The sequence below is a fragment of the Enterococcus sp. RIT-PI-f genome, from assembly GCF_001297065.1.
GTDB lineage: Bacteria > Bacillota > Bacilli > Lactobacillales > Enterococcaceae > Enterococcus_D.
In genome coordinates this window covers 376,793-399,192 of record NZ_LHOX01000018.1, presented here as the reverse complement: position 1 = coordinate 399,192, position 22,400 = coordinate 376,793, and the positions used below count along the sequence as shown (strand labels likewise).

Below are 22,400 nucleotides of genomic sequence, written 5' to 3'. Positions count from 1 at the left end.
AAAAATATCCTCCAAATCTTATTAAGAGTGAAGCAAGCGGTAAATGGCATCGCCTATTTTTAACGCCCACAACAATTTAAACCAGGGAACAACGAAATACAAGCATTATCAAAATATTTTTAAAAAAAAAGGGGTTAATGTTCGTTTATTACGAACATTAACCCCTTAAATTAGCCAAATTTGTGATTGTATCTGAATTAAGGCAGAATATTGCCAGCGGCTTTATACACGTCATACCACTCTTCTCTTGTTAAAACGATCTCAGAAGCTTGCGCAATCTCTTCGATACGATGCGGTGTCATCGTGCCGGCAATCACTTGAATGTTCGCAGGGTGACGCAAGATCCATGCCGAGGCGATCCCCGTTGGTGTCGTCTTGTATTTGTCTGCCAACGCAACAAGTTTTTCGTTCAATTCAGGGAACTTATCGTTATCGATAAAGACACCTTCGAAGAAGCCATATTGGTAAGGTGACCATGCCTGGATCGTCATATCATGCAAGCGGGAATATTCTAAGATTTCCCCATCGTGATCCACGCTGCCGCCATCTGTCATATTGACATGGATGCCTTGGTCGATCATACCGGTATGCATAATACCAAATTGTAATTGATTGGCCACCAATGGTTGCGACACATATTTTTTCAACAATTCAATTTGTCCTGGTTTTTGATTGCTGACACCAAAGTATTTGACTTTGCCATCTTTTTCAAGTTGATCAAACGCTGCCGCTACTTCTTCTGGTTCAAACAACGTATCTGGCCGATGTAGCAATAAAGCATCTAGATAATCCGTATTTAACCGTTTCAAACTGCCTTCAACAGATGAAATGATATGTTCTTTTGAAAAATCGAACATTTTTCCAGGAACGATCCCGCATTTGGATTGGATGAACAATGCTTCTCGTTTGGCATCTGTTTTTGCCAAAGCATCAGCAAAAATCGTTTCACATTCCCCGCCGCCATAAATATCAGCATGATCAAAGAACGTAATCTCATTATCAATGGCTGTCGTTAATACTTTGACTGGATCTTTGGCTTGATTGATGCGCATCAGACCTAAAATCACACTTGAAACCTCAATATCTGTTGGACCAAATTTTATTTTTTTCACTAAGTGTTCCTCCTTTTTACCGTACATCTCATTTTAGCACATTCTTTTGAAAACGCTATACGGATTGTGCGAAAAGCGTCAAAAAAACTGTCGATCCCAGGATCAACAGTTCTCTATTCATAGCCGCGGCTATGCTTCTCTAGATAAGCGCAGTGCTTTGTCCCCGATATCTCTGCGGTAAAACAATCCATCTAAAGACAAACGATCAATCACGCGATAGACTTCAGTTTGTGCACTGGCTAGGTCAGATGCTGTCACTTCCACCAGCATCACACGGCCACCGTTTGCACTCAAAAGTCCATTTTGATCATCATCTGCCACACCCGCATAATAGAGTTGCGCAGTTTTCGGCGCCTTTGTTGGGACCACTGATCCTGTTTGATACGCTTCAGGATAGCCTTCAGCGGCAAGGACAACACCGATAGAGGCACGATCATTCCACACAATGTCTGGTTCTTGGTTTGCCAATAACGCACTAATGATTGCTGGCAATGAGCTGTCCAATCGATTCAAAACCACCTGCGTTTCAGGATCACCAAATCGGGCATTGAATTCAATTACTTTAGGACCTTCATCGGTCGCGATCAATCCTGCATACAGAATGCCGACAAATGGCGTACCACGATCGATCATCCCTTGCGCTGCCGGGTGCAAAACTTCGCGGATTGCTTGGTCCACGATGTCTTGACTGATTTGCGGTACCGGAGAATACGCACCCATGCCGCCAGTGTTCGGACCTAAGTCATGGTCATAGGCGCGCTTATGATCTTGGGCAATGACCATCGGGTAGACCTTATCCTCTTTGACAAAGGCCAGCAGTGAAAACTCTTCTCCTGCCAAAAAATCTTCAACCACCACTTTCGCACCACTGTCACCAAACCTATTTTGTTCCAGCATCGCTGTCACAGCATCAAGGGCTTCTTCAACTGTCGTCGCTACAACGACCCCTTTACCAGCTGCTAATCCATCGGCCTTGATCACGATCGGCGCACCTTTTTCTGCAATATACGCTTTGGCCTCAAGACTATCAGTGAAGCTGCGGTAAGCAGCCGTCGGAATCTGATTCGTCTCCATGATTTCTTTGGCAAACGCCTTAGATCCTTCAATCATTGCCGCTTGTTTACTCGGACCAAATATTTGCAGGCCAGCCGCTTGAAAATCGTCGACAATGCCATTTAACAAGGGGACTTCAGGTCCGACAAAAGTCCAAGCAACTTGGTGCTCAATGGCAAATTCGATCAACAGCTGATGATCCGTTTCAGCAATGGCCACCAATTCGATACCATCTTGCTGCATCCCAGGATTGCCTGGGGCGCAGAAAACCCGCGTTACTTGCGGATCTGCTACACATTTCTTGGCAATCGCATGTTCACGGCCGCCACTACCGATAATCAATAATTTCATAAAGGTCCCTCACTTTTAATGTTTGAAATGACGGACGCCAGTGAAGACCATCGTGATACCATGTTTATCCGCCATTTCAATCGACGCTTGGTCTTTGATACTGCCGCCAGGTTGAATGATTGCTTTGATCCCATGTTCAGCTGCATAAGCAACACTATCGTCCATCGGGAAAAAGGCATCACTGGCTAGAACGGCACCTTCAATATTGCCGCTGGCTTCGGCTTGTTCGATCGCAATTTTCACAGAACCCACACGATTCATTTGGCCCGCACCGATCCCGACAGTTTGCTGTTGGTTTGCTAATACGATGGCATTCGATTTGACGTGCTTGACCGCTTTCCAAGCAAATGCCAGCGCCGCTGTTTCCTCGTCAGAAGGAACACGCTGCGTGACCACTTGCCAATCAGCCGCTGTTTCCATCTGATCATCTGGGTCTTGAACCAATAAGCCGCCTAAAACCGAAACGATCTCCGGTTCGTTGGTTGCTTCAGCAAATTCGACTGTCAACAAACGCAAGTTTTTCTTTTTCGCCAACAACGAAAAGGCATCGGCTGCAAAAGCTGGAGCGATCACGATTTCTAGAAAGATGCCTGAAAGTTGTTCGGCCGTAGCAAGATCAACCGGACGGTTCAACACAACGATGCCGCCAAAAATTGATACTGGGTCGGCCTCAAAGGCTTTTTGGAAAGCTGCGGCAATCGTATCTGCTGTGCCAATCCCGCAAGGATTCATATGTTTTAGGACCACTGCCGCCGGCGCTGTAAATTCTTGGGCAATCCGCAAAGCGGCATCCGCATCTTTGATATTGTTATAGGACAATTCTTTGCCATGAATTTGTTCAGCACTTGCGATGGAGTAGGGTACAGGCAGCGCTGATTGATAGAACAACGCACGCTGATGGCTATTTTCTCCGTAACGCAATGCTTGTTTTAATGTATATGTCTTGGTCAATGTTTCTGGCTGCTCTTCCTGGACAACGCTTGTCAGATAGTCACCGATCAACGCATCATAAGCGGCTGTATGACGAAAAACTTTGGCTGCTAAACGCTTGCGGGTCGTCAGAGTCGTTTCTCCGCTGGCCAACTCTTCTAACACAGTTGTATAATCTGCGGGATCAACGATCACGGTCACTGAGGCAAAGTTTTTGGCTGCTGATCGCAGCATGCTTGGGCCGCCAATATCGATATTCTCAATCGCTTCCGCTTCCGTGACACCTTCTTTGCTGATCGTTTCTTTAAAGGGATACAAATTGACCACAACCAAATCGATTGGTTGGATATCATGAGCTGCCATCGCTTCCATGTGACTAGCCAAATCACGGCGCCCCAATAACCCCCCATGGATCAAAGGATGCAGTGTTTTGACCCTACCATCCATCATTTCTGGAAAGCCAGTGACCTCTTCGATACCAATCGTTGGCAGGTTGGCCGCCTCTAACGCTGCTTTGGTGCCTCCTGTGGAAATGATGTCAATATCCATGTCATGCAACGCCTGTGCAAAAGCGATGATTCCTTTTTTATCTGATACACTGATCAATGCTCTTTTTTTCAAGATACTACCCCTTTTCAGTCAATTTAGCCAATACAGCTGGATATAATCGATGTTCGATTTGGTGCATTTTTTCAGTTACGGTCGCTAATGTATCGTCTTCTGTGATCCGAATCATCTCCTGTGCGATGATCGGCCCCGTATCTATGCCGGCATCGACATAATGAACGGTAGCTCCTGTGATCTTGACGCCATAAGCAAAGGCATCCGCAAGCCCATTTTTCCCGGGAAAACTAGGCAACAACGATGGATGAATATTAATGATTTTCCCACGATACGCATCCAGCAGTGTTTGGCCGATAATACGCATATAACCCGCCAAAACGATCAACTCAATCTGTTGTTCCTGTAAAAGCGCTAAAATATGCGTCTCAAAAGCCACCTTTGACGCATAAGCTTTCGGATCAACAAATGCTTGCGGTACTGCGTCTGCAGCTGCTTTAGCTAATACAGGTGCCGCTTCACGGTCTGACAACACCAAGGCTAGTTCCACATGGGGCAGTTGTCCTTTTGCCGCAGCTGCTGCGATCGCGCGATAATTGGTGCCCGTCCCGGATGCGAAAACAGCGATTCTCATAGTGCTTCCTCGATGATGCGCACAAGCGGCTGTTCTGCTGTATCCAGCGCCACCACTTGACCGATCACACGTGCCGCTTCACCTTGTTCTGCAAGCAAGGCAAGAATCAAAGGCGTGTTTTCCGGCGCTGCAGCAATCACCATGCCAATACCCATATTAAAGATCTCATACAATTCATGCTGAGGGATCTTGCCAAGTGACGCAATCAATTCAAAAATCGGCAAAACGTCCCAAGAACCTACCTGAATCTCCGCACCTAAGCCACTTGGCAGCATCCGGGGAATGTTTTCAATAAACCCGCCACCCGTGATATGAGAAAGCCCTGCAGCCAATTGATGTTGCAAAATTGGTTTCAGCGAATCTACGTATATTTTCGTAGGCTCAAGCAAGACATCGCCTAATTTTTCATCGCCCAACTCAGCAAAAACTTCATCGCCAGTTAGTCCAGCCTGCTCAAAAAGAACTTTTCTGACCAATGAATAGCCGTTGGAGTGGATGCCGGAAGATGGCAGACCTATCAAATCATAGCCTGCGTCGATTGATGCGCCAGTTACCAATTGCTGCTTCTCAACGATTCCCACCGCAAAGCCGGCTAAATCGTATTCTTCTGGTGCATACATGCCGGGCATTTCTGCTGTTTCTCCACCAATCAATGCCGCACCTGCTTGCACACATCCTTCTGCAACCCCTGCAACGATCTGTTCGATTTTGGTTGGGTCATTTTTCCCTACTGCGACATAATCCAAAAAATAGATGGGTTCCGCACCTTGCGCCACGATATCATTGACACACATGGCGACACAATCAATACCGATCGTTTGATGCTGATTGCGTTGGATGGCTAGCAACAACTTGGTGCCGACGCCATCCGTACCCGAAACCAACACTGGTTCTTTCAATTGATAAGCAGATAGATCGAAACAACCGCCGAACCCGCCTAAGGCCCCCATCACACCCAAACGTTCTGTCCGTTTGACATGCTTTTTGATTCGCTCCACTACTTCATAGCCCGCGTGAACATCTACGCCAGCTTTTGCATATGCGTTTGCCACTGATTTTCCTCCTTGCCTTCTATCCACGTGTCGATCATACCTGTTCCATACCAGATATACGACGTACGCTTCCTTGATTCACGATTCATTTATCTGATTTTCACTTGATAGATGCCAAATAACTCGCTTCATAGTCATACAAAGGTGTCGGATAGTCCCCGTTGAAATAGGCCATGCACAACCCTGAGTATGGTGCATCAAAATGCAAACCGATCGCTTCAATCAATCCAGTTTCACTCAAAAAAGCCAAGGAATCAGCTTCGATCTTTTGGCAAATCTCTGTTTCGCTGTATTGGGCAGCGATCAGTTCTTCCCGAGTTTGGATATCGATGCCGTAAAAACAAGGGTATTTTAACGGTGGTGAACCAATCCGGACATGGACTTCTTTTGCACCAGCTTCTTTCAACAGTTGGACGATCCTGCGTATGGTCGTACCACGAACGATCGAATCATCCACCAGAATCACGCGCTTGCCTTCCACCACTCCTCGAACAGCGGAAAGTTTCATCCGCACGCCTTGTTCCCGCAACTCTTGCGTCGGTTGAATGAACGTCCGCGCAATGTATTGATTTTTTACCAGGCCCAACTCATAGGGAATACCGGAAGCTTCCGCATAGCCGCTGGCAGCGGACAAGGAAGAGTTTGGTACACCAATCACCATATCCGCCTCAACGTCGGCCTCTTGCGCCAGCAGGCGACCCATATTTTTGCGGGCACGATGGACATTGACACCAGCAATATTCGAATCAGGTCGGGCAAAATAGATAAATTCCATCGCACAGATGGCTGGTTGGACATCATATGTGTACTGTTCGATCTGCACACCTTCATCATTGATGATCACCACTTCACCTGGTCGGACATCACGAATAAAGGAAGCACCAATCACTTCTAAAGCACAAGTTTCTGAAGCAATCACATATGCCCCATTGACCATTTGGCCAATCGATAATGGACGGAAACCATTTGGATCCAATGCTGCGATCATTGAATCTTCTGTGATCAACAAATACGCAAATCCGCCCTTGACCTGATTCAATGCCTCTTTGACCCGATCCATCAAATGTATATGGTTGCTTCGCCGAATCAAATGCATCAGAATCTCGGTATCAGAATTCGAGTGGAAGATCGCGCCATCAGATTCCAATGTTCTTCGCAATGTTTTAGCATTGGTCAGATTGCCGTTATGGGCCAATGCAATCTGCTGATCAAAAAATTTGAACAAAAAAGGTTGAATGTTATCCACACTGCCATTGCCAGCCGTTGCATAACGCACATGCCCGATCGCGGCCTCCCCCGTCAAACGATCCAATATACGCTCATCCGAGAACACCTCAGCCAATAAGCCAAGATCACGATGTCCAGATAGCTGCCCTTGGTGATTGGCTACTATCCCAGCACCTTCTTGCCCACGGTGCTGCAAACTATGCAAGCCGAAGTAAGTCACTCTAGCCGCGTCGGGATGACCCCAAACACCAAACACGCCGCATTCTTCATTTAAGCTTCTTACTTCATAAGACATGGTATTGCATCCTCCCATTTGGCTTTCGCCTCTTTCACAGGCACGGTCACAGTGTCATCTTGCATTCGAAATATCATGTCACCAGTCGTCGTCACTTGACCAACGTGTCGAGCAATGTTTCCTGCCAGCGTTTCAAAAGCTGCTCGGTTTTCTTTCGCTACTGATACGACAAAACGGGATTGCGTTTCGGCAAACAACCAGGTTGCCGGCATATCGAATGCTGCCTCAAATCCAAATTCACCATCGAAAGCGGCTTCAGCTAATGCGACTGCCAACCCGCCTTCTGCACAATCATGAGCACTATTGATGACACCCGCTTGAATCCCTCTTAATACACAGTCTTGATGTTTCTTTTCAATTGATAAGTCAAACGCCATTAACTTACCAGCAATATCATGGGTCAATAATTTTTGGACCTCACTGCCATTAAAATCAGGCTGCGTCTCACCGATCACATAAATCAGGTCTTCAGCCTGCTTGAACGCTTGGGTAGTGATATGCGCCAAGTCTTCGATCAAACCAACCATACCAATCACCGGTGTCGGATAAACAGACTGTCCATTTGTTTCGTTATACAATGACACATTTCCAGAAATCACTGGCGTCCCCAATGCAGTACACGCAGCTGAGATACCATCCGCAGCTGTCGCCAACTCCCAAAAGCCTTCCGGTTTATCTGGAGAACCAAAGTTCAAACAATCAGTGATTGCTAAGGGTTTACCCCCTGATGCAACAATATTTCTGGCCGCCTCTGCAACGGCGATCTGCCCACCAACCTCAGGGTCAAGATAAAGATAACGCGCATTGCAATCCGTGGTCATCGCCAACGCTTTGTTGGTCCCTTTGATCCGAACCACGGCTGCGTCACTCCCGGGACCAACCACAGTATTGGTACGCACTTGCGAATCATACGTTTCAAAAATGCTGCGTTTTGATGCGATCGTCGGTTGCTGCAGCAACTGTAATAACAATGCATCGGCAGAAACCGCTTCGGGTTCAAAGTCAGCCATCCCATGGAAGCGAGCGATCCGCTCAGGTTCTGCCATGTCTTTATAATAAGTTGGCGCATCTTCCGCTAAGGCATCAACAGGCAGGTTAGCCACTTCAACACCTTGATGGAACAGCCGGTAATTGCCATCATCAGTCACTTCACCAATGACTACGGCATCTAATTCGTATTGCAAAAACAAGGCTTCCACTTCAGCTTCATGGCCTTTTTTGACACAGATCAACATCCGCTCTTGTGATTCAGACAACATCATTTCATAGGGCGTCATATTGGTCTCCCGCTGCGGCACATCGTCCAGGTACAATATCAAACCAGAACCAGCCTTTGAAGCCATCTCGGCACTGGAAGATACCAGTCCAGCAGCCCCCATATCCTGGATGCCGACAAGAATCTCTGCATGGTCCACGATCAACGCCAAACACGCCTCCAATAACAGCTTTTCCATGAAAGGATCGCCAACTTGGACAGCTGACCGCTGCTGCTCTTCACCTTCTACAAATTCCTCGGAAGCGAATGTTGCCCCATGGATGCCATCGCGTCCTGTTTTCGCCCCAACATACATGATCGTATTACCTACGCCTTTGGCCTGTCCTTTTTGGATGTCTTTATGGTCGATAATCCCTACGCACATTGCATTGACCAACGGATTGCCTTCATAACAAGAATCAAAAGCGACTTCTCCGCCGACAGTTGGAATCCCTATACAGTTGCCGTACCCGCTAATGCCCGCCACGACTTCTTCCAATAAGTACTTCGTCCGTTGGTTGTCTAATTCGCCAAAGCGCAATGAATCTAAAATGGCGATCGGACGGGCACCCATACTGAAAATATCCCGAATAATGCCGCCAACACCGGTTGCTGCCCCTTCATAGGGTTCGACAGCTGAAGGGTGATTATGGCTTTCCGCTTTGAAAACGACAGCCAAATCATCGCCAATATCAACGATACCTGCGCCTTCTCCCGGGCCTTGCAGCACTTGCGGTCCAGTAGTAGGGAATTTTTTCAAGACTGGTTTCGAGTTTTTATAGGAACAATGTTCGCTCCACATAACTGAAAACAACCCCGTTTCCGTATAGTTAGGTAAACGCCCTAGAATATCTTCACTGATCATCCGGTATTCTTCTTCGGTCAATCCCCATTGTTCATACAGTTTGGTTTCTTTGATTGCTTGGGGTGTAGGTTCATTCGACAATAATTTATCCATTCACTGGCACCTTCCCAAAATTTTTTAAGATCGAGGCAAAGAATCGCTTGCCATCGTCAGAACCTAGCAGCGATTCCACCGCTCGTTCCGGATGCGGCATCATCCCTAAGACATTGCCTGCACGATTGCAAATACCCGCAATATTGTGGATACTGCCATTCACATTTTCCGTATAACGAAACACGATTTGCTGATTGGCCGCCAATTCGGCATATGTTTCTTCATCACAATAATAATTGCCTTCGCCATGGGCCACAGGGATCGTGATCACCTCGTCAGCTGTATATTCAGAGGTAAACGCCGTTTGATTGTTGACGGTCAATTGGACAGGTTTGCTGATAAAATGCAGTGACTCATTTCGCTGCAGTACACCAGGGAGCAAACCGGCTTCTGTCAAAATCTGAAATCCATTACAAGTACCGAAGACCGGCTTGCCTTCTTCTGCAAAACGAATCACTTCAGACATGATTGCCGAAAAACGAGCAATTGCCCCACAACGCAAATAGTCACCATAAGAAAATCCTCCAGGCAATAAGACACCGTCAAATCCTGCCAAACTATCGGCATCATGACGAACATATTCCGCTTCTGCCCCCATGATATCTTTGATTGCCCACATCAAATCGACATCACAGTTTGATCCTGGAAAGACGATAACCGCAAATTTCATACACTGACTTCCTCCAACCATGAGATTTCATACCGATACGTTTCCATATTGACATTGGCCAAAAGTTTGTCGCAGATAGCTTCGATTTCTTGTTGGACATCTGTCTCTGTTTTTCCTGCTGCAGCTGCTACCTTGATCTCAAAATATTTACCGATACGGATCGACGCAACATCTTGATAGCCCAAACGATGAACAGCGCCTTTTACCGCTTCTCCTTGGGGATCTAAAACAGAATCTTTATATGTCACATAGACTTTGACTAAATACATGATGAAAACTCCTTTTCTAATCGATTGTATACTTCTTGATACACAGGCAAGATATCACCTAGATCGCGACGATAAATATCTTTATCCAAATGATCATTGGTTACAGCGTCCCACAAACGGCAGGTATCCGGTGATATTTCATCAGCCAAAAGTAATCCCCCTTGCACTGTTTTGCCAATTTCAATCTTAAAATCGATCAAACGAATGTAGATTTGTGCAAAAATCTTTTGCAAAGTTTCATTGACTTGCAAAGCCAAATCCCGCATTCCTTCACGTTCTTCCACTGTTGCTACACCTAGATAAGCCATATGATCATCATTGATAAATGGATCATCTAGTGCATCGTCTTTGTAATAGAATTCCACGATCGGTCGAGGCAAAGGTGTGCCTTCTTCGATCCCCAATCGTTTTGAAAAACTCCCAGCCGCGACATTCCGCACAACGACTTCTAAAGGAATCATCTCCACCATTTCGATCAATTGTTCGTGTTTAGATAACTTTTTGATAAAATGACTATGAATGCCTTCCTTGGCCAACAATTGAAAAAGATAGCTGGTGATTTGATTGTTCAACGCACCTTTCCCTTGGATCGCATCTTTTTTTTGACCATTTAGGGCTGTTGCTTGGTCGAGATATTCCACTCTTAATTCGTTTGAATCAGGTTTCTTAAATAGTTTTTTCGCTTTCCCTTCGTAAAGAAGCACTTCCTTTTCCATACGCCACCTCGTTTAAGCTTTCAGATTCACACAGCAATGACACTTCTGTTGATTGATTCTATTCTAGCAACCACGCAAGAGGTGGTCAACGAATATATGGACATTTTACAGATGTTTTTCTACGAACGTTCGTATTTAACGAAATAGAAAAAATGGGGAAAATACCAGATATCCAACGCTAACGGCTGGCTTTCTCCATGAAGCGTTTACATCTGATTTTTTTCATGCTATCATTAGGTCGAGCAAGGACTATTCGAGGAGGCGTACATCTATGTGGTCGCTGAAGGAACGAGCCGATCATTTTTTGGCCCATTTGACAGATAAAGAAAGAGTGGCACTTCATAATGAATTGTTGGCTGTGAATCAAATCGTTGCACTGAATCAACAAACGAGCTTCTATGCTTTTGGTCTTTTGAAAAAAGACAGTCGTCCCCACTATCTCGAAGAACGAAAACGAGTATTGCAATACTGCAACGGGGTGAATGAAGAATTGATCATCCATCAGATCCATCGCCAGCATTTGTTTAAGCATACCTACTGTTTTCGTGTCTACTTTGACTTAGTGGAAATGGATGCATCTTTTATCGATATTTTACTGGAGCGCCTGCACAACGTACAGTCTGTCCAATCATGGACACCTAAATTTGCCTAAGTTGAAGAAAAGCTTGTCCACACAAAAATCAAAAGGTAAAGCACGGATATTTTCGTGCTTTTTTTGTTATACTAGATATACTATAGGTAGTGCAAAGAAAGGACAGAACGATGCTATTTACAAAAGAACATTTTACGATTTTTACGATCGACACGCTTGAAGAACGCATGGCGCAGATCCGCGCCCAGATCCAACCCATTTTCCAACAAATCAGCGATGCGGCACTTCCTTTATTCGAAGAACAGTGCCACGCCCCCTTTTATCTCCACATTGCCCAACACCGACGTCGAACTGTCTATCCACCCGCGGAAACATGGGCTGGAATCGGACCAAACAAACGTGGGTATAAAATGGATGCCCATTTTCAAATCGGTATCAATGCTGACTATGTCTTTGTCTGGTTGAGCGTGATCGATCAACCGAAAAATCAGCAAGAGATCGCTACTTCTTGGTTGGAAGCCCCCGATTTATTTTCGTCATTGCCTGCAGATTTTGTGATTTCCCCAGACCATACAAAATACGATGTTGTCCCGCTTAGCGAGTGGTCAACAACCCTGTTGCGGTTAAAAACAGTCAAAAAAAGTGAGTGTCAGATTGGGAAGATCTTTCCGAAAGCACAAATCGAAGACGTTACCCTGCCAGAAATTTTAGCTGTCTATGAAGCATTATTGCCTTTATACTTGCAACGATCTGGTATCAATGAAATGGAGAAGATTGAATCATGAATGAATCACGAAGAAACAAAGCCGTTGGCGTTTCCAAACGCAAATGGCTATGGCTGCTCCTCCCCCTTATGATCCTCTTGATCGGCGGCAGCTTCTATGGCTATCAAACGTACAAGACGAATCAACACTTGGCGGCGGCAAAAAAAACTTTGACCACATTCGTCAAAGCGTTGAATGAAAATGATTTTGATGCATTACCTCAATTGATGACTGAAAATAGTTTGACGGACAATGCGTACGACGACGCGCAATTGGTTGAAAAATACCAAGCAATCTATACTGGCATCGGCGCCGAGAATTATACCGCCGATGACCTGACAGTTACAAAAAGCACAGACAGTCAGACCTATGACTTTAGCTACACTGCTTCAATGTCGACTTCTTTAGGCGAGCTGACAGCATTGACCTATAAAGGTACGATTAGCGTAGATGGTACGGATGCACTGATTGAATGGTCACCTGAAATGATCTTCCCTTCCATGAGCGGACAAGATAAAGTGAGTATAACTGTTGATACCGCCACGCGTGGCGAGATCCTTGACCGCAACAATCAACCATTAGCTGAAAATGGCACCTTGTATCAGTTAGGGATCATTCCCGGAGAATTAGGTACAGGTGATGAAAAAACAGCCAACATCAAGGCGATCGCAGATCAATTCGATGTGACAGAAGAAACGATCAACACGGCACTATCACAATCGTGGGTCCAAGACGACTATTTCGTTCCATTGAGCATCGTTGACAATACAGCGGATCTGCCTACTGGCGCCTCGATCCAAGAGACAACCGGCAGGCGTTATCCCCTCGGAGAAGCCGCGGCGCAATTGATCGGCTACTTGGGAAATGTGACCGCTGAAGATATTGAAAGCAATCCTTCACTGTCCAGCAATAGCCAGATTGGCCGTGCTGGTTTGGAAGCCGCTTACGATGACACATTACGGGGCGAAAACGGTGGCCAAATCACGATCACCGATGAAGAAGGCACAGAAAAAGAAGTATTGTTAGAAAAAGACCGCCAAGATGGCGCGGACATCCAACTAACCATCGATCAAGAAGCGCAGCAAATCGCTTTTGATGCATTAGATGGCCAAGCTGGTGCAACTGTTGTTACTGAACCTAAGAGCGGTGATTTATTGGTATTGGCCAGCTCTCCTAGTTACGACCCGAATTTGATGACCAATGGTATCTCTCAAGAAGCTTACGATGCGTATGAAAATGACGAAAAACTGCCATTCATTAGTCGTTTCACTACGGCATACGCCCCTGGTTCCACTTTTAAAACCATCACAGCTGCCATCGGTCTAGAAAACAGCACCATTGATCCTGAACAATCTATGAATATTTCTGGTCTTAAATGGCAAAAAGACAGCTCTTGGGGCGATTACTATGTCACTCGAGTCACAGATGTGGCTTCTGTCAACTTGCAGCAAGCATTGGTTTATTCTGACAATATTTATATGGCGCAGCAAACCTTAGCTATGGGAGAAGATGCCTTTCGTGAAGGCTTGTCTTCCTTGATCTTCGGCGAAGATTTAGACTTGCCTTTTTCTATGAACGCAGCCCAAATCTCTAATGAGGATACCTTCAATTCTGAGATTTTGTTGGCCGATACAGGCTATGGCCAAGGTGAACTATTGATGAATCCGATCCAACAAGCGACGACCTATTCCGTTTTCGCCAATCAAGGAAAGCTTGTTTATCCCAAATTGCTATTAGACGCTGAAACAAAAGACAAAGAAGTCTTCAAGCCGGACACGATTGCACAGATCAACAATGATTTGCAGGCCGTGGTTTCGGACGCCAATGGGACTGCACATACGTTGGCCAGCTTAGGTATTCCGTTAGCTGCCAAAACCGGTACCGCTGAAATCAAAGATACACAAGATGAGCAAGGGCAAGAAAACAGCTTCCTCTTTGCTTTCGACAGCGAAGACCAAGGCTATCTCCTCTTATCAATGTTAGATAACCGGGAAGAAGGCCAATCAGCAACCAAATTGGGCCCTGATCTATTGACTTATTTGGCTGGGAAATACTAAGCCATTGTCAAGATCGTGTCAAATACCTTCAATTTTTGTATACATTCAAAAAAAACAGCGATCAATGCTGATTTTTAATTTTATTCAGAAAGGATGATGTCTTATGAAAACCATTCGTGTAATGAATCAAGTGGAGGTTTTCTGTTCATAGAACCTCCAAATATTTAGGAGGAAGATGAATGAAACAAACTGGAAGAGTAATTTTTCAAGCAAAAGATCTATCGAAGATATTGTTGGCTGACAACCAAATCGTGTTAGGCCAAGTGTCAGGAAAATTCAGAAATACACATCAAACGTTTCGTGCATTTCCGATCGTTGGCGATTTGGTCCAAGGAAGCACCCATGATACTGATCATTTTATTATCGAGGATGTACTGCCGCGACACAGTTTCTTACAAAGAAAAGTAGCTGGACAAAGACAAGACGAACAAGGAATCGCTGCAAATATCGACACAGTTTTTATAACCACTAGCGCCAATGAAGAATTTAATTTGGCGCGCTTGGAACGGTTGACCACCCTCGTTTGGGATAGTGGTGCAACACCAGTTTTTGTTTTAACAAAAACTGACTTGCGTTCAGAAAATGAAATTGCTGCGTACATTCAAAGCATGAACCAACATTTTATCGGCCTGTCAGTCATCACCAGCAATCACTGCCAAGACCCTTGTGCAACATTTATGCCTTATCTAGAAGCAGGTAAAATCGTCACTTTTATTGGCTCATCTGGTGTCGGCAAGTCTACTTTGATCAACCAATTAGTTAAATCAGCCAATCAATCGACAAAAGAGATCCGCGAAAATGATGCACGGGGAAAGCATACAACAACTAATCGCGAATTATTCGTTCTGCCGAACGGCAGCATGATCATCGATACACCCGGCATGCGAGAAGTTGGTTTAGCGACAGTATCTACCACGGCAGTGGAGCAGCATTTCCAAGAAATCCTCGACCTGGCACGCGCGTGTCGGTTCAATGATTGCCAGCATAAAAGTGAACCTAATTGTGCAGTGAAAGAGGCTCTTTTAGATGGATCCCTGGATCAAGACCTTTTCAAGCGCTATCGCAAAATGGAAAAAGAAATAGCGTATTTAAAACGAAAAGAACGATTTGATAAACTATTGAAGCATTAGAAAAAAGAGACAAACCTTGACATCTAGGTTTGTCTCTTTCATTTAATTCACAGGTGGATGTGACTCCTTCGACCTATTTAGAATCAGCGTCACTTTTGCTTTATTCCCCTAATCCCACACGCGCAAAAATCGTATCTACCTGTTTCAAATGATGACGATAATCAAAGGCATCATCAAGATCCTCCGATGATAAAATCGACATGATTTGTTGATCTGCTTCTAGTAAGGGTCTAAAATCCGTTTGCTCGTCCCAGGCTTCTGCCGTTTTAGGTTGGACCAAATCATAGGCTTCTTCTCGGGTCAAGCCATGATCGATCAATTTCAGCAACACACGTTGACTATAGATCAAACCGAACGTCGCGTTCATATTGCGTTTCATATTGTCGGGGAAGACAGTCAAGTTTTTGACGATATTGCCAAAACGATGCAGCATATAATCGATCAGAATCGTTGTATCCGGCACGATGATCCGCTCTGCCGAAGAGTGCGAAATATCTCTTTCATGCCACAAAGATACATTTTCATACGCCGTCAGCATATGGCCTCTCACCACGCGGGCCAAACCAGCCATATTTTCTGAACCGATTGGATTGCGTTTGTGAGGCATCGCTGAAGAGCCTTTTTGGCCTTTGGCAAAGAATTCTTCTACTTCGCGGGTCTCAGATTTTTGTAAGCCGCGAATCTCTGTGGCAAATTTTTCGATACTTGTCGCAATCAATGCCATAGCAGAAAAATATTCTGCATGAAGATCCCTTGGCAAGACTTGGGTGGAGATATCTTGTGGACGAATCCCTAACTTTTCGCAGACATAGGTTTCTACAAACGGCGGGATATTGGCAAATGTCCCAACTGCACCGCTGATTTTACCAGCTTCGACGCCAGCAGCAGCTCGCTCAAAACGATCCACGTTGCGTTTCATTTCTGAATACCATAAAGCAAGTTTTAGACCAAATGTAGTCGGCTCTGCATGGACACCATGGGTTCTGCCCATCATGACGGTATCTTTATACTCTTTGGCTTTGTTGCCCAATATCTCAACAAAACGCGCAAGATCTTCGCGAATCAGATCATTGGCTTGTTTCATTAAATACCCATAAGCAGTATCCACGACATCCGTTGACGTCAATCCATAATGGACCCACTTGCTTTCAGCACCTAAAGATTCTGAAACTGCACGGGTAAAGGCCACGACATCATGTCTGGTTTGGGCTTCAATCTCCAAGATTCGATCAATGTCAAATGTCGCTTTCTCACGAATCAAAGCGACATCTTCCTTAGGGATCTCCCCCAATTCGGCCCAAGCCTCATCCGCTAAGATTTCAACCTCAAGCCACGCTTGATAACGATTTTGATCTGTCCAGATCGCACCCATTTCTGGTCTTGTATAACGCTCTAACATGTCATTTCTCCTTTAATCCCAAATATTGGTTTGATATATTTCTTCCGATAAGCCGGCAATGTCATCTGACAAAATGGTGATATGTCCCATTTTGCGGCCTTTTTTGGCTTCTTCCTTGCCATAATAATGAAATTGCCAATCCGGTTTGACTGCAATCAAATCATACGTATCGGTCAAGGCTTCTCCCAGCACATTGACCATCAATGCTGGCGACAATAAGTCAACGTCTGGCAACGGCCAACTGCAAATACCGCGAATATGGGCATCAAATTGACTCATGGAACATGCCTCGATCGTATAGTGACCAGAATTATGCGGTCTTGGTGCCAATTCATTCACATATAGACCGCCACTTTTAGTCAAGAACATTTCAATCGCCAATACGCCTTGGAGATCCAATGATTTGGCAATAATATGCGCAATTCGTTTGGCTTCTTCGGCAACCTCAGGATCAATATTTGCTGGCGCGATCGTTTGATGCAAAATATTATTGCGATGGATATTTTCGACAACGGGAAATGTCGTAAATGTTTCACCGTTGCCCGCTACTAAGATCGATAATTCCTTTTCGAATGGGATCCAGGCCTCCAACTCGCAGGTTCCTTCTCGCAGCAGATTCATTGAGGGCGCTAGATCTGCTGTACTGTACAAGACATATTGGCCTTTGCCATCATAGCCGCCACGGGTGGTTTTCAATACACAAGGATAGCCAATGCTTTCGATCGCATCTTGGATATCGGTTGGGCTGATGATCGTCGCGTAAGGTGCGATCACGATATTGTTGGCTTCTAAGAAGGACTTTTCTAGTAAACGGTCTTGGGTGATGGCCAACAGGTCCGTACCTTGCGGAATGCTGGCATACGGCAAAATCGAGTTCAGCGCTTCAACACTCACATTTTCAAATTCATAGGTGATCACATCTGCACGGCGTGCCATCTCTTCTAAGGCAAAGACATCATCATAGGCAGCGACGATGTGCCAGTCTGCGACTTGTGCAGTGGGACAATTGGCTGCAGGGTCTAAAACACCTACACGAAAGCCCATTTTTTTGGCACTCATCGCCATCATCCGGCCTAATTGACCGCCTCCGACAATGCCGATCGTGCGATTAGGCATTAATGGTTTCATCAAGTTGATCACTACTTTCCATTACGATTTCTTTAAGTTTATTTCTTCGCGCGTCTAATTTCTCCGCTATCTTTAAATCATACATGGAAAGCATCTGTCCTGCAAGTAGTCCTGCATTAGAAGCCCCTGCTTTTCCGATGGCAGTGGTCGCTACGGGCACACCCGCCGGCATTTGAACGATCGATAACAAAGAATCCAAGCCATTCAGTGCTTTGGACTGAACAGGTACACCAATCACTGGTAATGTCGTTTTGGCCGCGACCATCCCTGGCAAATGAGCCGCTCCGCCAGCCCCTGCAATGATCACTTTTAAGCCATTTCCCCTGGCTTCTTCAGCAAAAGAAAACATCAAATCTGGTGTTCGATGTGCAGACACCACTTTTTTCAAATAGGAAATCTCCAACTCATCTAAGATAGCACAGCTTGCTTGCATCGTTTCCCAATCCGATGTACTACCCATGATCACAGCAACTAAAGGTTTCATTCTATCTCCTCCAAGGATCGATTTCATCTTATTCGGGTCCATCTATCGACTTCAGGTTGACCCTGACGATCATTTGACAATCGCATGTCACTTACAATCTAAATACTAGCAACCGACTGCGAAAAAGTCAAAATTTTTTCGAACTATTTTATAGATAAAATATATAATGTTCGTTTTAAACCGATACTTATGCGCAGGTCGTGGGATAAAAATAGTTTAAATCGAACTTTTTACGAAAAATAAAAAAACCAGAAGACCATTGTTGATCCCAACAACAGGTACATCTGGTTTTTTGACTGCACATAATCCAACGTGCTATATGTCTTTCGTTTCTTCAACAGCAAAAGCCAAATCGCTTTCTTTTGACGCTTTTGGCAGACCGTTAAAGACTAAATTCAGAACAATGGCTGTCAAACTACTCATGACAATCCCATTTCCAGTGAACATTTGCACTGTTTCAGGCATTTGACTGAATAATGTGGGCATCGTATTGAAACCTAAGCCAAAGCCGATCGACACGGCGATGATCAGCAGATTTTTGTCATTGGCAAAATCGACTTTACTCAACATTTTCATTCCTTGCACAGCCACCATCCCAAACATCACCAACATCCCACCGCCTAAAACAGCTTCAGGAATAATTTGTGCAATCGCACCAATTTTAGGAAACAAGCCCAAAATAATCAAAAAGAGTGCTGAAAAGAAAATCGGTTTCCGTGTTTTGATACCTGATAATTGAACCAGGCCGACATTTTGAGAGAAACCAGTATAAGGGAACGTATTAAAAATCCCACCTAAGATAACCGCCAAACCTTCTGCCCGATAGCCTCGTTTCAGATCATCCCCTGTGATGGGTTTTTCTGTGATATCTCCTAATGCAAAATAGACACCCGTTGATTCTACTAAGCTCACGATTGAAATAATGATCATCAAGACAATCGACCAAATATCAAACGTTGGTTTGCCAAAGTAAAACGGTTGGGGCAAGTGGAAAATTGGCGCATGGCTGATTGCCGACAAATCAACTAGCCCGAGGAACGCTGCCAAAATCGTTCCGCCTACAAGGCCCACCAACACGGCAATCGAACGCAAAAAGCCTCTGCCTAAAACTTGGACACCGATGATCAATGCAATGGTCACGAAACCAATCAGCAAATTGGTGCTGCTGCCAAAATCAGCGGCTGCAGCATCGCCACCGCCGATTTTCGTGATGGCGACGGGAATCAGCGTCAGTCCGATAACAGTGATCACAGTGCCAGTCACTAATGGGGGGAACAAAACTTTGATTTTTGAAAATACACCAGCGATCAACACAATAAAGATGCCTGCTGCGATCACTGCGCCATAGATGGCAGAGATGCCTGATTTGGTACCAATCAAAATTAGAGGAGAAACCGCTTGGATCGCACAGCCCAATACAACTGGCAAGCCAATCCCAAAGAAGCGGGTCACTACTAATTGCAGCAAAGTTGCCACGCCACACATAAAGATATCGATTGAAATCAAGTAGGTCATTTGGCTTTCATTGAATCCCAAACCTGTGCCGATCAACAAAGGGACAGCTACTGCGCCTGCGTACATCGCTAGCAAATGCTGCAAACCAAGGACAGCTGCCCGACTATTGGTTTCTTTCATTTTAAGCATCTCCTTCTAAAAAGGCTGCTTCTCCATGTGTCAAAGAAGCAATGCGTGCCAATGACACCACTGGAATATCCATATTCTCCAACAACGCACGGCCGGATTGGAAAGATTTTTCGATCACGATCCCAATACCAACAACTGTTGCACCAGCTTGTTGACAGAGTTCAATCAACCCTTTGGCTGCTTGGCCATTGGCTAAAAAGTCATCAATGATCAAGACTGTATCATCTTGGGACAAAAATTTCTTTGAAATCGATACCTGGCTCGTGACTTGCTTGGTAAAAGAATACACAGAAGCTGTCAAAAGTTCTTCATCCATAGTCAAGCTTTTGGCTTTTCTAGCAAAAATCATCGGTACTGCTAAGGCTTCAGCCGTATACAATGCCGGTGCGATCCCAGATGCTTCGATCGTGACAACTTTCGTGATGCCTTTGTCTTTAAACACGTCTGCGAACGTATGCCCAATCTCTTTCATCAATTGCGGATCAACTTGGTGGGTCAAGAAAGCATCTACTTTCAACACACCTTCATCCAGTACATTTCCTTGTTCTTTGATTCGTTCAACCAATTTTTCCATCCTAGCGTTCGTTCCTTTCTATTCTATCCTGAAAAAAAAGACACTTCTTTTGCAAAAGCAAAAAAAGTGTCTTCAGGCACGATTTTTACTTATAGTCCAATATTTAAGGTATTGGGTAGAAACTGTCGACCATATTTCGACGATATACAAGTAATTTTTTATGATAAAATCGATTATGCCTTGATTTGATTAAAATAGCAAGTTCAGAAACCCCGAAAAAAATAAGATTATTCTCATTTATTGTTCAGGTTTTTCCATATCACGGTAGTGATCCATTTTCTTACTGAACAACTCGCCATTTGAAGGTGGCGTATAGGTAATGGCATTGGCGCCAGCTTCGATCGTTTCCAAAATACTTTCTTCTGTGGGTCCCCCCGTTGCAATGATAGGCAGTTTGGGATATTTTTTACGGAAGAAAGCGACTGTTTCTGCTGTATCTTTCCCCGCACTGATATTGATAACTTTGACACCGGCTTCGAGTTTGGCGTCGATTTCCGTATATTTGCTGGTCACAGTGCTGATGACAGGGATGTCCACCACCTTGCAAACTTGCTCGACTGTCTTTAAAGGCGTCGGGCCATTGAGTACCACACCGATCGAACCTTGCGCTTCCGCAAACATGCTCATATAAGAAGAGCGAAACCCTTGGGTCAACCCACCCCCTACGCCAGAAAAAACTGGAATATCTGCGGCTTCAATGATGGCCTTCGTAATCGCTGGATGAGGGGTAAAAGGATAGACTGCAATCACTGCATCCGCATTGGTATTGCGAATGATCGCAATGTCAGTAGTAAAAATTATGGAACGAATTTGTTTACCGAAGATTTGAATGCCACTGGCTTCTCGGATCACCTTTGGTACTTTTACGATATCTTTGCGTAGATCCGTCGTGATTTTTGGCATAAATTTTTCTTCCATAGCCAACCAACTCTCTTTATCATTTATTGGTCAAAACGATCCAATTGATAGGTTTCGATCACAGAAATAATCTTGGCGGCATAATCAGGATCCGTCGCATATCCTGCATCTTGCAATGCCTGTGCAGCAGTCTGATAATCAGTTGCTGTCAATACATGCTCGTAAAGCGCCGGATTCCAATCAACACCATTCACAAATAGCATGGTGTGGTCATCCATTGACTCTTCCCATGAATCATAGACCCGGAAATCACCTTGAATCGTTACCCATTCTCCATTATAAAACTCTTGGGTATCTAATGTCACTTTTTTTGAATGGCCAAATGACTTAATTCCAAACAAATTATGGTATTCACTTGCTAATGTACTTTTGCCCCAATCCGATTCCAAGATAGCCTGCCCCAAAATAATGCTAGGCAAGATGCCATACCCCTTTTGCAATTCTTCAGCATGGGGTGCCAAATAATCGATGAATGCTTGCTGGGTCATTTCTGCAGCATTTTCTTGGTCGTTTTTTGGTACTGGGTCAGCCAAACTATTCAATGAGAAAATAAAGGCGATCCCAATCAGGATAACGCCTAAAAAGACCAAAGGAAAACGGCTATTCTTTTTCTTTTTTCTTGCCATT

21 protein-coding genes and 1 riboswitch are annotated in these 22,400 nt (G+C 44.8%); of the genes, 4 read left to right on the top strand and 17 right to left on the bottom strand.

Going from position 1 to position 22,400, the window contains the following annotated elements; translation table 11 throughout:
- Window positions 1-197: 197 nt before the first annotated feature.
- The 10 genes from AEQ18_RS13055 to purC all read right to left on the bottom strand — a co-directional run bounded on the left by AEQ18_RS13055 (window position 198) and on the right by purC (window position 11,083).
- Window positions 198-1,112 carry an aldo/keto reductase gene (locus AEQ18_RS13055; protein WP_054116772.1) on the bottom strand — a complete coding sequence of 305 codons (915 nt, stop codon included), beginning with the start codon at window positions 1,110-1,112 and terminating at the stop codon, window positions 198-200.
- Between the two features lie 129 nt (window positions 1,113-1,241).
- Window positions 1,242-2,516, bottom strand: a complete 1,275-nt coding sequence (gene purD / locus AEQ18_RS13050) for a phosphoribosylamine--glycine ligase (protein WP_054116771.1) — start codon at window positions 2,514-2,516, stop codon at window positions 1,242-1,244.
- 15 nt (window positions 2,517-2,531) lie between these two features.
- Window positions 2,532-4,067, bottom strand: a complete 1,536-nt coding sequence (gene purH / locus AEQ18_RS13045; RefSeq protein WP_054116770.1) for a bifunctional phosphoribosylaminoimidazolecarboxamide formyltransferase/IMP cyclohydrolase — start codon at window positions 4,065-4,067, stop codon at window positions 2,532-2,534.
- Window positions 4,068-4,071: 4 nt separating this feature from the next.
- Window positions 4,072-4,641, bottom strand: a complete 570-nt coding sequence (purN, locus tag AEQ18_RS13040) for a phosphoribosylglycinamide formyltransferase (protein ID WP_054116769.1) — start codon at window positions 4,639-4,641, stop codon at window positions 4,072-4,074.
- Window positions 4,638-5,693 (bottom strand): phosphoribosylformylglycinamidine cyclo-ligase, encoded by a 1,056-nt coding sequence (gene purM, locus AEQ18_RS13035; RefSeq protein WP_054116768.1) that lies wholly within the window; start codon window positions 5,691-5,693, stop codon window positions 4,638-4,640. The genes purN and purM overlap by 4 nt, the downstream gene beginning before the upstream one ends.
- Window positions 5,694-5,793: 100 nt before the next feature.
- Window positions 5,794-7,215: an amidophosphoribosyltransferase gene (gene purF, locus AEQ18_RS13030; protein ID WP_054116767.1), complete on the bottom strand. Its 1,422-nt coding sequence runs from the start codon at window positions 7,213-7,215 to the stop codon at window positions 5,794-5,796.
- Window positions 7,200-9,428: a phosphoribosylformylglycinamidine synthase subunit PurL gene (purL, locus tag AEQ18_RS13025; RefSeq protein WP_054116766.1), complete on the bottom strand. Its 2,229-nt coding sequence runs from the start codon at window positions 9,426-9,428 to the stop codon at window positions 7,200-7,202. The genes purF and purL overlap by 16 nt, the downstream gene beginning before the upstream one ends.
- Entirely contained in the window at window positions 9,421-10,098 is a 678-nt protein-coding gene (gene purQ, locus AEQ18_RS13020) for a phosphoribosylformylglycinamidine synthase subunit PurQ (protein WP_054116765.1), read from the bottom strand. Before purQ ends, purL begins: the two co-directional genes overlap by 8 nt.
- Window positions 10,095-10,367, bottom strand: coding sequence for a phosphoribosylformylglycinamidine synthase subunit PurS (gene purS / locus AEQ18_RS13015; RefSeq protein ID WP_054116764.1), 273 nt, complete (start codon window positions 10,365-10,367; stop codon window positions 10,095-10,097). Before purS ends, purQ begins: the two co-directional genes overlap by 4 nt.
- Window positions 10,358-11,083 (bottom strand): phosphoribosylaminoimidazolesuccinocarboxamide synthase, encoded by a 726-nt coding sequence (gene purC, locus AEQ18_RS13010; RefSeq protein ID WP_054116763.1) that lies wholly within the window; start codon window positions 11,081-11,083, stop codon window positions 10,358-10,360. The genes purS and purC overlap by 10 nt, the downstream gene beginning before the upstream one ends.
- A 271-nt stretch (window positions 11,084-11,354) precedes the next feature.
- Here purC and AEQ18_RS13005 point away from each other — a divergent pair, with 271 nt between their 5' ends.
- The 4 genes from AEQ18_RS13005 to rsgA all read left to right on the top strand — a co-directional run bounded on the left by AEQ18_RS13005 (window position 11,355) and on the right by rsgA (window position 15,626).
- Window positions 11,355-11,735 carry a hypothetical protein gene (locus tag AEQ18_RS13005; RefSeq protein ID WP_054116762.1) on the top strand — a complete coding sequence of 127 codons (381 nt, stop codon included), beginning with the start codon at window positions 11,355-11,357 and terminating at the stop codon, window positions 11,733-11,735.
- A 110-nt stretch (window positions 11,736-11,845) separates the two neighbouring features.
- Window positions 11,846-12,460, top strand: coding sequence for a DUF1054 domain-containing protein (locus AEQ18_RS13000; RefSeq protein ID WP_054116761.1), 615 nt, complete (start codon window positions 11,846-11,848; stop codon window positions 12,458-12,460).
- Window positions 12,457-14,496 (top strand): penicillin-binding protein PBP4(5), encoded by a 2,040-nt coding sequence (gene pbp4, locus AEQ18_RS12995; RefSeq protein ID WP_054116760.1) that lies wholly within the window; start codon window positions 12,457-12,459, stop codon window positions 14,494-14,496. The genes AEQ18_RS13000 and pbp4 overlap by 4 nt, the downstream gene beginning before the upstream one ends.
- A gap of 179 nt (window positions 14,497-14,675) precedes the next feature.
- Window positions 14,676-15,626 (top strand): ribosome small subunit-dependent GTPase A, encoded by a 951-nt coding sequence (gene rsgA / locus AEQ18_RS12990; protein WP_054116759.1) that lies wholly within the window; start codon window positions 14,676-14,678, stop codon window positions 15,624-15,626.
- A gap of 100 nt (window positions 15,627-15,726) precedes the next feature.
- On the opposite strand, the gene purB is transcribed toward rsgA, so the two are convergent.
- From purB to AEQ18_RS12955, 7 genes are all read right to left on the bottom strand, one after another.
- On the bottom strand, window positions 15,727-17,025 hold the full coding sequence (gene purB / locus AEQ18_RS12985; RefSeq protein WP_054116758.1) for an adenylosuccinate lyase: 1,299 nt from the start codon (window positions 17,023-17,025) through the stop codon (window positions 15,727-15,729).
- A gap of 12 nt (window positions 17,026-17,037) precedes the next feature.
- Window positions 17,038-18,165: a 5-(carboxyamino)imidazole ribonucleotide synthase gene (gene purK, locus AEQ18_RS12980; protein WP_054116757.1), complete on the bottom strand. Its 1,128-nt coding sequence runs from the start codon at window positions 18,163-18,165 to the stop codon at window positions 17,038-17,040.
- A complete protein-coding gene (gene purE / locus AEQ18_RS12975; RefSeq protein WP_054116756.1) occupies window positions 18,134-18,637 on the bottom strand; it encodes a 5-(carboxyamino)imidazole ribonucleotide mutase in 504 nt (167 codons plus the stop codon). The genes purK and purE overlap by 32 nt, the downstream gene beginning before the upstream one ends.
- A gap of 315 nt (window positions 18,638-18,952) precedes the next feature.
- The gene (locus AEQ18_RS12970; protein ID WP_054116755.1) at window positions 18,953-20,272 is read right to left on the bottom strand and encodes a nucleobase:cation symporter-2 family protein; all 1,320 of its coding nucleotides are present in this window, start codon (window positions 20,270-20,272) and stop codon (window positions 18,953-18,955) included.
- 1 nt (window position 20,273) lies between these two features.
- On the bottom strand, window positions 20,274-20,855 hold the full coding sequence (locus AEQ18_RS12965; protein ID WP_054116754.1) for a xanthine phosphoribosyltransferase: 582 nt from the start codon (window positions 20,853-20,855) through the stop codon (window positions 20,274-20,276).
- Window positions 20,856-20,927: 72 nt separating this feature from the next.
- Window positions 20,928-21,025, bottom strand: a riboswitch (purine riboswitch).
- A gap of 67 nt (window positions 21,026-21,092) precedes the next feature.
- The gene (locus tag AEQ18_RS12960; protein WP_054116753.1) at window positions 21,093-21,773 is read right to left on the bottom strand and encodes a hydrolase; all 681 of its coding nucleotides are present in this window, start codon (window positions 21,771-21,773) and stop codon (window positions 21,093-21,095) included.
- Window positions 21,774-21,796: 23 nt separating this feature from the next.
- Entirely contained in the window at window positions 21,797-22,399 is a 603-nt protein-coding gene (locus AEQ18_RS12955; protein ID WP_054116752.1) for a glycoside hydrolase family 73 protein, read from the bottom strand.
- Window position 22,400: the final 1 nt, after the last annotated feature.